Genomic DNA, 12,545 nt, shown 5'->3' on the forward strand with positions numbered 1-12,545 from the left:
AGATGCCCTTGTCCGCCCCAGAGACCGCCATCGATGTGCCGTTCGCCGACATCCGACGCTGGATGTTCGACCAGGCTCTGCCCTTCTGGGCCGAACAAGGCGTCGATCACGAGAATGGCGGCTTCCTAGAACAACTCGACTTCGAGGGCCGCGACACAGGCGTCGATTTCAAACGTACACGGGTCACCTCCCGCCAGATCTACGTGTTCGCCCACGCCGCTGTGTTGGGCTGGACGCCCGGCAAGGCGCTGGCCGACCAAGGCGTAGCGTTTCTGAAGAAGGCGTGGCTAGGGCCGGACGGCGGCTGGGCCCGTCTTCTCAACCGTCAAGGCGAGGTGCTCGACACGACGCCGGACCTCTATGACATCGCATTCGCTCTATTTGCCCTGGGTTGGCACGTCCGCGCCACAGGCGACACCGCGTCCGCCGCCCTTGCCTTGCAAACCCTCGATTTCCTTGACGCACACATGCGTCCCAGCCAGGGTCGTGGCTTCCTGCACGAGAAGCCGGCCAAGGGCAGGCGGCTGCAGAATCCTCACATGCACCTCATGGAAGCCGCGCTGGCCTGCCTTGAGGCGACCGGCGACGCGCGCTACGCCGTCTTGGCCCAGGAGCTGGAGAGCCTTTTCCGCGACCGGCTCTTCGACCCCGAAACCCAGACCCTGGCGGAATATTTCGACGACGACTGGAATCGCGCGTCCGGTGACGAAGGCCGGATCGTCGAGCCGGGCCACCAGCTAGAATGGGCTTGGATATTGGCCAATCTTGAGCGACTGACCGGCGCCAAGACAGGCGACCTGGTCAGAGGCCTCACCGATTTCGCCGAGCGCCATGGCGTGGATCCTGAGACGGGCGTCACCTTCAACCAGGTTCGGGACGATGGCGTTGTGCTTGATCGCGGCTCGCGCACCTGGCCCAACACCGAGCGGCTAAAGGGCCATGTGGCGCGTTTCGAACAGTTAGGCGAAGACCCCCGGACGGCCCTGGCCAGTTCCAGCCGCGTGCTGCTAGATCGCTACCTGGGCTACGGTCGACCGGCGCTCTGGATGGATCATTTTGGTCCAAACGGCGAACATCGCGTGAACTTCGCGCCAGCCTCGACGCTCTACCACGTGTTCCTGGCCTTCGCCGAGGTTCTGCGGATCGAGCCGCGTCTGGCGGCGCTCTAAAGGCCCAGCTGCGTCACCAGGCTCTCAGCCGAGTTGAAACCAATCCAGTCGGCCTCGGCTTTGGTCGGGACGAAGGGCGAGGCGCCCACGCCAGCGGCGTCGGTCAATATCTGGGCCGCCGCGGCGAGATCGGTGAAGTCGGCTGGGAAGTAGCGCGTCAGCCCGACGCGGGCGGCTTCGTCGCCCATCCAGCCGTCCAGCGGGCCAACGACCGCGCAGCCGACCGCCAGCCCGGCCGCGAAGATGCCCGAGGTTCCGGCGCGATAGATGACCGGATCATAGGGTGTCAACAAGACGGCGCAGCCTGCCAGTGCAATGTGGAACTCCTGGCTGGAAAGCGGGGCTTCCAGCAAGGTGATGCGCGGCGCGGCGCGCAGCGCGGCCAGAGCTCGCGCGATCTCCGGGTCAGGCGCGTCATCCGGGTGACCATAGACCTGGACCACAAAGCTCAAGGTCGGGTCGGCCGACAACGCCGCGGCGAAAAGACCCGGCAGGTGCTGAAAACCCTTTTGGCGACGCATCGCCCCGAAAAAGCCTACGATCCGAGGCTTGGGCGCGACCCCGGACGCGGCCTGGACTGGGATGGGCGCCAAGCGAATCTCCGCAGGCGCGAGGGGGGCAAGCAGGGTTCGCAGGGTCTCGCTGTCGGCGAAAAGCGCGATACGCGGATCGGAAGCCGGCGCCAGGGCCCGCCGGACAGCCTCGACCGCGGCTGGATCGTCGTAATGGTCATAGCGCAAGATCACCGCCAGCCGGCCCTTGCCGAACCTGGAGAAGGCCAAGGCAATTCTGGCGATTTCGTCATAGGGCGCAGTGTGAACCAACCACAGGGTCGGGCCGCTCCGCGCGAAGAGGCGCTCGTACCGCATACGCTCGAGTCGCTCCCGCAGCGGCAGGAGCCGTGCCCGGACCCGCGTCGCCAGAGAGCGATCCGGAATCGGCGCCCGCCGCGTCGGCAGAACCGCGAGAGTTTCGCCAGGCAAACCGAGCTCCTCGGTCGGCGGCGGGCAAATTACCCGCACCGTCGCCCCTCGGCTGATGGCCGCGCGCGCGACCATCAGCGTATATTCATGCTCGTGGCCGACGCGGTTCGTCAGGCCAGGCGCCAGGATCGTCAGTCCGGACAAAGGCGCCACGTGTTTCGCCGATCACAAACGCAGGCCGTCGCCGGCTTCGGCGTAGTTCTCCTGGAACCACGCGTAGGTCTTGACCAGGCCTTCGCGCAGGCCCGTGGGGCAGTCGATGCCCATCTCGCGCATGCGCTTGACGTCGAAGATCTTGATTAGCTGACCCTCGGGCTTGTCGTGGTCCCAATTGATCTTCGCTTCGAGACCCACGACCTCGGCGACGGTTTCCGCCAACTCGCGAATGGTCGTGGTCGCTCCGTGCGAAAGGTTGACCGGACCGGGCACGTCCGTGCGGTCGAGAAACTGGGGAATGGCCCTGGCCACGTCTTCGGCATAGACAAAATCGCGCTGGGCGATGCCGCGACCCCAACAGGTGACTTCGCTCACGCCGTTCAGCTTGGCTTCGTGGAAGCGGCGCAGAAACGCCGGGATCACGTGGCTCTCGCCATTGCGATAGTTGTCGAATTCGCCGAACAGGTTGCCGGGCACCAGAACGGTCGAACTGATGCCATGCTGGGCCTCGTAGGCCTTGGCGGCGACGATACCCATCTTCTTCGCGGCCGAATAGGCGGCGGAGTCGCCCTGCGGATAGCCTTCCCACATCTGGTCCTCGCTGATCGGCGAGGTGGCGGTGCCGGGATACGAACAGCCGCCCATGGTGTAGACGATGCGCTTGACGCCGGTTTGGGCGGCAGCCTCGTACATGTTCGAGACCAGGGTGATGTTGCGCCAGTAGAAGTCGGCGGGCCAAGAGCGATTTGCGCCGATCCCCCCGGAATAGGCCGCCAAGTGGATCACCGCGTCGGGGCGAATTTTGTCGAGTAGCGCGCGGGTGGCTTCGAACTGCGTGAGATCTCCATCCACGCTGGACGCTCCGACGATCTCCCGGTCAGGATAGGCTTCGCGCAATACCGGCATCATGTGGCGGCCGAGAAAACCGGTCGCGCCGGTGACAAGAATCTTGCGTTGGGTCATCAGGCGCCTTTCGTCAGCGCATTTCGCGCGCGCCGCCTATGACAGACCCCACCGTCCGGGGTCAACGGACACGAAGAGGCGCGTTGTTGACAAGCCTGACGCGGACGGCCAATAGCCACGCGCTTTTCGACATTATTTGGAAGAGAGACATCGCATGCGCGTACTCATCACCGGAGGCGCCGGCTATATCGGCTCCATCCTCACCCCGACCCTTCTTGAAATGGGGCATGAGGTCACGGTGCTCGATACGTTCGCGCGTGGCGACACCGCTCTGGCGGCGTGCTGCCAATACGAAGGCTTCACGCCTGTGCGCGGCGACGCTCGCGATGAGCGCTTGCTGGACGAGTTGACCCCCAAGGCGGACGTAATCATTCCGCTCGCCGCGCTGGTCGGCGCCCCGCTGTGCAAGGAAGATCCGATCGCCGCACAGACGCTCAACCAGGACGCCGTCGTGGCCCTGGCCAAGCGCAAGGGCGAGGGCCAGATGATGGTGTATCCAACCACCAACTCGGGCTACGGCGTCGGCATCGCCGGTCAGTTCTGCACCGAAGAGACCCCGCTGAACCCTCTGTCGTTGTATGGCATCACCAAGATGGCCGCTGAAAACGCCGTGCTCGAGCAGGGTGGTGTTTCTTTCCGCCTGGCGACCGTGTTCGGCATGGCGCCGCGCATGCGGCTAGACCTGCTGGTCAACGACTTCGCTTGGCGCGCGGTCACAGACCGAGCCGTGGTAATCTTCGAAGGTCACTTCAAGCGCAATTACATCCACATTCGCGACGTCGTGAAGGGCTTTCTGTACGGGATCGAGAACTACGAAACCATGGGCGGCCAAGCCTATAATCTAGGCCTGTCATCGGCCAATCTCTCCAAGCTGGAACTGTGCGCCAAAATCCAGGAGCACGTGCCCAACTTCGTGTTCCTGGAAGCGCCTATCGGCGAGGATCCCGACAAGCGCGACTACATCGTGTCGAACGCAAAGCTCGAAGGAACCGGCTGGACCCCCGACTGGACGCTAGATCGGGGCATCCCCGAACTGCTGCGCGGCTACAAGACCATCCGCAACTCGCGCTACGCCAACGTCTGACCTGCAGGGCCGCGATCGGCGCTCACGCCGCTCGCGGCCCTTGGTCTCGGTCAGAACGCGCTCGCCGCCGTCTGAAACCGCGCGGTCATCGCAGAGAGCGTGTCGGCCCAGTCGGGCCGCCGTACGCCTCGCGGCGCGGGTGCGATGGCGAACACTTCCGATCCGGCATGCAGGATCGACGATATCTTCACCGCGCTTGTCTTGCGGTCGATAACATACAGAAGACTCTCATCGACGTGCAGCGCCTCGCGCTCGATCGGCACCGTAACGCCTAAATGTCTCGACCGCCTGCGGTGCGCGCTAGCCCCGACGATGACGTGCCGGGGCGTAACCATTAGCCCCCTAAGATAGCCGCGCAGGCGCGCCACCGGCGCGGCGCCTTCCCCGGGGGTGTGCCGCCAAACCGTCGAGGTGGCGGACTCGCACCACCAGAAGGCCAAACCCTCGGCAATCAGGGAATGAGGCTGCGCGATCCCTGACACCAGAATTTCGCCGCTCACGCAATCGACGATGAAGCCGCCGCGCGCCGATCGCCAACCTGCCCCCGGCTTAACGCCGAACGCCGTGGCTAGAACGCGCCCCCCCACGACCGCGACCGAATTGACGTGCTGAGTGTCGGCGCCGGTGTCGCTAGCCCGCCACAGGGTCTTGGTTGGTTTGCCGGGGCGCAGCCAAGCGATCCGATCGTGGCCGGTGTCCGCCACCACCAAGCCCCCCCGCCACGACCTTAGGTCGTGCCCGTCGGCGATCTCGGGCAGGTCCTCAGCCTGGCTCGGGGCCAGGGTTTCGTCATAGCGCGTCAACCAAGTTCCGCCGCCATAGACCTGTTCCATGGCCAGCATACCACCGGGGACACGGATCAATCCGTCGGTGCCGTTGAAGGCCGGTCGGCTTGGCACGCCGTGACCCACCCAACGAAAGTAGCCGCTATCAGGATCCAGCACCGCCAGCCCGTGTCCTGCCGGCCAAGTGTTGCAGAACGAGATTAGGACGCTACGCGACCGCGAATGGGTGACTCGATCAGCAAGAACAAATTCGCTTTCAACTAGGTGACCCGAAAAAACGCGGCCTTTATCTACCTCAAGAACGGAGGGAATATCAAAGATTGAATCCATAGTGTCTTGCTCTTCACTCAAACTATTCTAGTATAGATACTTTTAGGTCAAACAAATCCAGGCCAGAATTGCAACCGTCATTTGACGCTCCTAACCATATCGGATAAAGCGAGCGTCGGTCACGATGTTGGGGGCTTGAGTGGCAGAAATCATTGGCATTTCGGACGTTAGCGTAGGGTACGGATCGCCGGAGGTGCCTGCGTTGATGGACTCGATCTGCAAGCTGTTCGGCAAGCGCGGCCTGCTCATTGAGCCCGACGAGATCGCCCGCCCTCCGGTCGAAATGCCGTGGGGTCCCGCATTTGAGCTCAAGCGCGTCTCGTCTGACTATCCGGACCACAGTCCGATGTGGCAACGCGCATACCTTTCGCAAGCCCTGCGCATGGTGGAAAAATACAACCCAAAGCTTTTGGTGGTTTTCGGCTCCAGCGTCTTCACCAGCCTGATCGGTCTCAAGCGCCGTCCCCAGCGGATCATCTACCATGCGTACGAATTCATCTCGAACCTCCAGGAAGCCGATATCGACGCGCACCGCCTGATGCTTGCTGACGTCGACCTGATGGTGACGCCCGACGTCGAACGGCTGGTCTATGACGTGCGCACGGTGCAAACTCAGCCGAAGGTGGCGACCGCGATCTACAATGTCGCCGACGTCAGTTATCCTGCGGCCGTGCACAGCCTGCCGGCCGACCAGCGCAACGGCCGGTTTCTCTGGTACGGAACCCTTCACCGCCATCAGGCGCTAGCTGATCACTTCACCTCGGAACTGGTTCGCGAGTATCAGTTCGATCTGTTCGGGCGTATCACGGATCCGAACGCCGGCGAGGTGGAAGCCGCCCTGCGCGACGCGCACAACATTCGTTATTTTGGCGTGGCTCCTGCGGAAGAGTTGAATGCGCGCCGGGCCGAGAACATCTTTTCCTTCGTGTGGTGGAATCCAGAGATTTCGCCGGGACATTACTATCTCCCCTCGAACCGTTTCTTCACCTCGATCCAGGCCGGCGTGCCGCCGATTTGCGCGCCGCACCCTCAGTGCGTTGAACTGGTCGAGCGCTATGGCTGTGGCATGATCATGGAAGATTGGTCCCTGTCAGCTTTCGCCCGGGCCCTGGCGCGGGCGCAGCGGATCTATGGCACCAGCGCCTATGCGGATTTGGTCCGAAACTGCGAGATCGCGGCTCGCGACGAACTTAACTGGCCACGCCAGTTCGCTCGCGTCGAACCGCATATCCGCCAAGCCCTGGCCGGGGTGCTGTGATGACCACGTTTGAAACGATTGGCCGGATGGGCTCGCAATGCCGCGGATAATCTTCACCGACAAGCTCATGAGGTCGAGCGGCGGCCACCATCTGGAATACTGCCTGAGGTTGGTCGAGGCGTTCGTCGCCCAAGGCTATGAACCCGTCTTTCTCGCCAATCGCGAGTTCAAGGGGGCGCGCCCGCCCGGCCTGAAGGCCGTCATTGAGTTTGATTTCAATCGTGTGATCTTGGGCCAGGAGATGCGCGCCAAGCGTAAGCTTGAGCGTGAAAAGGATAGGCGTCGCCACACTCGGCGGATGCGGGAACGCTTTTATTTCTCACGTCTTGGCATCGCTCACCTGGCCCTGAACGAAATGCGGCGGGGCGCTTCCCTGCAGTCGGAACGCGGCCTGATCGTTGGCGCCTTTCTGATCGGTGCAGCCGCCTTGGCCGTGCGCCTCATCGGACTCGTCGTCTGGGTGATGACTTGGCCCTATCGCGTCGCGATGCGTGGCCTGCAGTGGCTGTCTGCCCGCGGTCGCCGGACGCGCCTCGCCAACGCACTGCGCGCCCGCTGGGAAGTGCTGACGGCGCGCCTGGCGGTGAAGGAACCCCTCAGGCTCCTTCGCGCGGTCTTACAGTCACGGGACGGGCCGGAACAGGCGCTGGTCGCCTCGATCGGACGCGCCCTCACGCGCCTTGAGCCGACAGAGAACGACATCATCTTCTGCACCACCACGGTGGTGTCTGACCTCAACATCTATCTGAAGGTGCTGGAAGCCTTCCCCAGGACGCGCAAACTCCACTGGAACTTCGTTTTCCGGGAACCGATCTTCCTCAACCAGGGGCCGAGCTACGTTGTCGGCCAGAACCAGCGTAGCCTGCGAACCAGGCTGATCTCCTTCGACAGCCGGAAAGACGTGCGGACAGGTTGGTGGGTCGATACTGACGAACTCGCCGAACAATACTCGCACCTGGGTGTTTTCCAGTTCCAGGCTCTGCCGATCCCCATGCCCAAGGCCTTATCGGACTTTGTTGACGATCCGCTCCCGGACGACCGCCCGCTGACGATCGGCTATCTAGGCGACGCGCGGCCCGAAAAGGGCTATTGCGACCTCTCGAACGCCATGCGGGACCTCTCGGCGACCCATCGTTACTGGCTGCGCCAACTCTATCGGATGGCCGACTTGGACGAGAGCGAGGCGCGAGCTCTTCTCCTGCCCAACCGTCCCTCGCCCGATGCGCGCGACGCGATGCTCAAGCGGCGAACCGCCCATCGCTACGAAATCGACCGCGCGAAGCTGAGGTCTGACCCGACCGACAATCTCAAGCACGCTCCGCGGTTCGCGATGCTTGCCCAAAGCAATTTTAACGTGCCCGACGGCATCGATCAGACCCGCTCGGAGCGTTACCGCTTGATGGCGCAAGACGACGTCGGCGTGAAGCTGATCCTCTCGCCGCCCAGTTCGGCCGAATATGTCGCGAACGTGAGACGCAGCGATCTCTTCATGCTGAACTATCGGCATCCACTCTATCACGCGGGCAGCTCGGGCGTGTTTGCCGAGGCTATCATGGCTGGCAGGCCGGTCCTGGTCAGCGACGACACCTGGGGTGGCCGGCGCCTGCGCACGTCTCTCGAATATGTTACCCATCTCAAGCAATTAACCGTGGACCACCAGTCCATCGAGATCGAGATCGCCGCGTCAAAGCATTCGTCGTACGGCCTGACCTGGCGAGTCCTGCCCAGAACGGTCAGCCACCTTGTTTCAGTCTGCGACTTCACGCAGCGCGCGGTCACTGATCAGTTGGCCTGGGTCGCGGAGTTCCGCACCGTCGACGGAACTGTCATCCTTCGCCGTCGCCTCCTGTGCAGCCGCCAGGGCGCCGCCGTCGCCATCGTGGAAGTCCCCGAACAAGCCGTCCTGGTGCGGTCGCGTATTGAGCGCTTGAACCCGCTGTTGCAGCCCAGCGACTGGTCCGTGCGCACCTTCGGCCTTGACCTGCGCGCGTTCGACGCCCCATTGGCGGCGGTCGGCATGGTGGTCAGCGATCCGGAAGAAATCGCGCCGGCCCTCGCCGAGATCGGTCGCCACTATGCCCACTACAGGCAAGGGGCGGCGAGCTTCGCCAGATCATGGGCCGCCGAGAACGACGCCAATCTTCTCGCCAAGCAGGTGGTGGATCACGCCCGCGACCTGCTCCTGCCAGCGGCCCCAGAGCCCGCGGCGGAGCCCAAGCTGCTCGATAACGCCGCCTGATCCGCGTCCCGCCCAGCAATCGCCGTCCAGCGGATATCCAGATGACCCATCAAACGATCCTCGTCACCGGCGCTACCGGCCTGCTCGGCCGGCACGTGGTGCCCCTCCTCGAGCAGCGTTTTTCAGATCGGACCATTATGGCGGTCGGTTCGGAGGCAGGGGACCTGTCGCGCCTCGACCATGCGCTGGGCCTGATCCGCGATACCCGGCCCGACTGCATCGTGCACCTCGCGGCTTACGGAGGCGGTCAAGAGTTCAACCGGGCCTGGACCGCCGACTGTCTGTTTCAGAACGCGTCGATGACCTTGAATCTGTATGAGGCGGCCAGCCAAAACGGGGTCAAGAAGATCGTCTATCCTGTGTCCTTCGACAGTTACCCTGCGCGGTGCCTCTCCCCTGTGGCGGAAAGCCAGCTGTGGGCCGGCTACAACCCGGCCAACTACGCCGGTCACGCCATTGGCAAGCGCCTCGGCGCTGCCGCAGCCGACGTCTATCGCTACCAATATGGAATGGACAGCGCGGTCCTGATCCTGGGCGAACTTTATGGTGAACAAGACAATTTCCGCGCCCAGGAAACCGCCACGGTCGCCTCGATCATCCGCTGCATGACGGAGGCGGAACGGTCCGGCTTACGCAAGATCAGCCTCCCGGCCTCCGACGACGTCCTGTACGATCTGGCCTATGCCGGCGACGTCGCCGCCTTGATCCCCTGGTTCATTGATAATGACAGCCCGCGCCCGGTGAATGTTTCACAGGGCGTCGGCTATAGCGTCAGCGACATCATTGAAGCGGTGCGCGAAGCGACGGGCTATCGCGTCGAGGTCGACCTGACGGAGCCGTCGGTCGACGCGCTCTCGCCGCACCTGATGAACGTCAGCGCGTTAGCCGAACTGGGCCTTTCATGCCCAACGCCCCTCAAGACTGGCATCAAGCGCACCGTTCAGTGGTATCTAAACAACTTGGATGCTCCAAAACATGGCTTCCGCGCATAATTTAGCGACACGGACATCTGATCTGGGAGTCTTTGGTTGATTATCGTCAGAACACCGCTGCGCATCTCCTTCTTCGGAGGCGGCACCGATCATCCGAGCTGGTTCAAGACTTACGGTCCCGGCGCCGTGCTGTCGACAACCATAGACAAGTACGTTTACATCACGCTGCGCCACCTGCCGGCGGTATTTGATTTCAACTACCGCGTCTCCTGGCGAATGCTGGAGCAGGCCGCGACGATCGCTGAAATTCAACATCCGGTCGTCCGTGCGGTGCTGACCCACTATACCGACCCGGACGACGCCGGATACGAGATCGCCTATAATGCTGATCTTCCGGCCCGGTCCGGTCTGGGTTCGTCATCCGCCTTCACCGTTGCGGCCTTGCACGCCCTGATGCGCCACCAAGGCAAGACGGTCTCCAAAATGAGTCTCGCCCAAGAGGCCATTCGGGTAGAGCAAGAATATCTTCAAGAACCAGTCGGCTCCCAAGACCAGACGGCCGTCGCCTTCGGCGGCTTGAACCGCATCGACTTCGAAGCCAACGGAGATCTAGGCGTGCGTCGCCTGGAGCTGTCCCTGAACCGGCAGATGGAGCTGGAAAGCCGCCTAATGATGTTTTTCACCGGCTTCACTCGTGACGCCAGCGCTATTGAAATAGCCAAGGTCCAGACCTTTGGCGATCAGCGCGAGCGGATGGAGAAGCTGTACAAGATGGTCGGCGATGGCGAGGCCATCCTGCTCGACGAAGGGTCCCCGATAGACGATTTTGGTCGGCTGCTACACGAGGCTTGGGTGGAGAAGCGCGGCCTGTCGGCCGGCGTATCGAGCGGGCCGATCGACCGGATGTACAACACCGCCCTGCAGGCCGGAGCCCTGGGCGGAAAGATTCTCGGGGCGGGGGGCGGCGGCTTCATGCTGTTGTTTGTTCCGCCTGAGGCGCAGCCTGACGTGCTGTTCGCCATGTCCAACCTCAAGCTCGACGATGTGCGCAGGCCAATCCACATCCCCTTTCGCTTCGAGCGCGACGGTAGCCAAGTCGTGCTGCACCAGCCCCAACTGACGGCAAACTACGAGCGGATGCCGATCCGGCCCGCGCGCGAGGCCTGATGGCCAACGCCCTCGAAGCCGCGGGCGCTACTCGCCTGGCTGTCGTCGGGGCTTGGTTGTTTCGCCCCACGCGTTTCGAAGACAGTCGAGGTTGGACCTGCGAAGTCATCACCGAGGCTCTCTGGCGAACGGCGGGTTGGCGGGGCTTTGTCCAGGAAAACCAGAACCACGCGGTGCGCAAGGGTACGGTGCGAGGCTTTCACTATCAGGCCGGCGCCAGCGCCCAGGCGCGGATCTTGCGTGTGGTACAGGGCGCGACCTATTCGGTGGTGCTGGATTCGCGGCCCGAGTCTTCGACCTATCGCCGCTGGGACGCGGCCCTGCTTACGGCGCGGGACGGCGACGTGATGTACGTGCCACCCGGATGCGCCCATGCGGTCCAGACGGTCGAGGACGACACTTCGACAAGCTGGATGACAGACGCGCCGTTCGACCGTTCAGCCGCAGCGGGCGTGTTGTGGAACGATCCCGCCCTGGCCATTCCCTGGCCACTGGGCGACGCGGCCTTGGTCGGCGACCGCGACGCGCGCTTCCCACCGGCAGCGCCGTGACCTTGGAGCCTTTCTCGTGACCGAAGTCCATTTCCGCCTCGCCCGCGACGAGCCGGGCGACGCGAAAGCCTTCCGCGCGCTCTCCAACAGCCTATACGCACGAAAGATCGACGAACGGTACTATCGTTGGCAGTTCTTCGACTGTCCCCACGCCCCGTTGCTGATGACCGGCTGGGCCGGCGAGCGCATGGTGGCCGCCTATGGCGTTCACGTGATCTCTAGTGGGGTCGAGGTCGCTGGCATGAGCCTGGACATCATGATCGCCGACGACCATCAGGGCTGCGGCCTCATCGCCCCTCTCGCCCAAGCCGCGATCGATGAGGCCCGTCGGCGCGGCGCCCTTCGGCTGGCGGTGATCGGCAACGCCCGGGCTCGCGATGCCATGAGCCGTCGTTTGGGCTGGAAGACCTGGCAGGTGTTGGCCGACTGGACCCGGCTCACCGCCGGGACAGACTCGGCGCCGGCCGAGCCCGTGGCGCGCCCTCCTCCGGCGTCGTTGGCGCCCGGCGCGCGAACCTTCTATCCGCGGGACGAAGCGACCTTGGCCTGGCGCACGGAACACAGCCCGCGCTACGACTATACGTGGCTAAGGGCTGGCCCCCCGGAGGCTCCACAAGGCTGGTCCGTGATCAAACTGTTCCGCGATCCGGTCAGCGGCGAGGGATTCGGCGACATCGTTGGCCTGTTCCTCTCGCAAGTCGGCGGTTCTCCAGAACCCATTCTCCAGGCGACGCTTGCCTGGCTGGACGCTCAAAACGTCGGCCAGGCTGCCTTTTATCCCGCCGGCCTCGCCGAAAACGCTGCCGCCGAGGCGCTCGGGTTCACCGCGTCCCGTCGCGAGCGCTACCTTTGCGGCGAGGGTGACGCCCTCCCCGGATTGAACATTGGAATGCTGGACGTCGACGTCTATTAGGCCGCCACAGCGCGA

The 12,545-nt window shown here is 63.6% G+C and carries 11 protein-coding genes; 8 read left to right on the top strand and 3 right to left on the bottom strand.

The window, feature by feature from the left end:
- The first annotated feature begins 8 nt into the window (after positions 1 to 8).
- Positions 9 to 1,169: an AGE family epimerase/isomerase gene (locus ACP696_RS08275; protein WP_426010575.1), complete on the top strand. Its 1,161-nt coding sequence runs from the start codon at positions 9 to 11 to the stop codon at positions 1,167 to 1,169.
- On the opposite strand, the gene ACP696_RS08280 is transcribed toward ACP696_RS08275, so the two are convergent.
- The gene (locus ACP696_RS08280; protein WP_426010574.1) at positions 1,166 to 2,305 is read right to left on the bottom strand and encodes a hypothetical protein; all 1,140 of its coding nucleotides are present in this window, start codon (positions 2,303 to 2,305) and stop codon (positions 1,166 to 1,168) included. The genes ACP696_RS08275 and ACP696_RS08280 overlap by 4 nt on opposite strands.
- A 12-nt stretch (positions 2,306 to 2,317) precedes the next feature.
- Positions 2,318 to 3,271 carry an NAD-dependent epimerase/dehydratase family protein gene (locus ACP696_RS08285; RefSeq protein WP_426010573.1) on the bottom strand — a complete coding sequence of 318 codons (954 nt, stop codon included), beginning with the start codon at positions 3,269 to 3,271 and terminating at the stop codon, positions 2,318 to 2,320.
- A 154-nt stretch (positions 3,272 to 3,425) separates the two neighbouring features.
- Between ACP696_RS08285 and ACP696_RS08290 the strand changes: the two genes are divergently transcribed.
- Positions 3,426 to 4,355 (top strand): NAD-dependent epimerase/dehydratase family protein, encoded by a 930-nt coding sequence (locus ACP696_RS08290; RefSeq protein ID WP_426043657.1) that lies wholly within the window; start codon positions 3,426 to 3,428, stop codon positions 4,353 to 4,355.
- A 50-nt stretch (positions 4,356 to 4,405) separates the two neighbouring features.
- On the opposite strand, the gene ACP696_RS08295 is transcribed toward ACP696_RS08290, so the two are convergent.
- The gene (locus ACP696_RS08295; RefSeq protein ID WP_426010571.1) at positions 4,406 to 5,470 is read right to left on the bottom strand and encodes a DUF4915 domain-containing protein; all 1,065 of its coding nucleotides are present in this window, start codon (positions 5,468 to 5,470) and stop codon (positions 4,406 to 4,408) included.
- 139 nt (positions 5,471 to 5,609) lie between these two features.
- Between ACP696_RS08295 and ACP696_RS08300 the strand changes: the two genes are divergently transcribed.
- From ACP696_RS08300 to ACP696_RS08325, 6 genes are read left to right on the top strand one after another with little or no spacing between them, the layout of a single operon-like run.
- On the top strand, positions 5,610 to 6,728 hold the full coding sequence (locus ACP696_RS08300; RefSeq protein WP_426043658.1) for a glycosyltransferase: 1,119 nt from the start codon (positions 5,610 to 5,612) through the stop codon (positions 6,726 to 6,728).
- Positions 6,729 to 6,765: 37 nt separating this feature from the next.
- Positions 6,766 to 8,967 (top strand): hypothetical protein, encoded by a 2,202-nt coding sequence (locus tag ACP696_RS08305; protein ID WP_426010568.1) that lies wholly within the window; start codon positions 6,766 to 6,768, stop codon positions 8,965 to 8,967.
- Positions 8,968 to 9,008: 41 nt separating this feature from the next.
- Positions 9,009 to 9,959, top strand: coding sequence for an NAD-dependent epimerase/dehydratase family protein (locus ACP696_RS08310; RefSeq protein ID WP_426010567.1), 951 nt, complete (start codon positions 9,009 to 9,011; stop codon positions 9,957 to 9,959).
- 36 nt (positions 9,960 to 9,995) lie between these two features.
- Entirely contained in the window at positions 9,996 to 11,066 is a 1,071-nt protein-coding gene (locus ACP696_RS08315; RefSeq protein WP_426010565.1) for a kinase, read from the top strand.
- On the top strand, positions 11,066 to 11,617 hold the full coding sequence (locus ACP696_RS08320; protein ID WP_426010563.1) for a dTDP-4-dehydrorhamnose 3,5-epimerase family protein: 552 nt from the start codon (positions 11,066 to 11,068) through the stop codon (positions 11,615 to 11,617). The genes ACP696_RS08315 and ACP696_RS08320 overlap by 1 nt, the downstream gene beginning before the upstream one ends.
- Before the next feature lie 16 nt (positions 11,618 to 11,633).
- Positions 11,634 to 12,530: a GNAT family N-acetyltransferase gene (locus ACP696_RS08325; RefSeq protein ID WP_426010561.1), complete on the top strand. Its 897-nt coding sequence runs from the start codon at positions 11,634 to 11,636 to the stop codon at positions 12,528 to 12,530.
- Positions 12,531 to 12,545 lie beyond the last annotated feature (15 nt).

The organism is Caulobacter sp. DWR3-1-2 (assembly GCF_049896225.1).
In the GTDB taxonomy this organism is placed as follows: domain Bacteria; phylum Pseudomonadota; class Alphaproteobacteria; order Caulobacterales; family Caulobacteraceae; genus Caulobacter.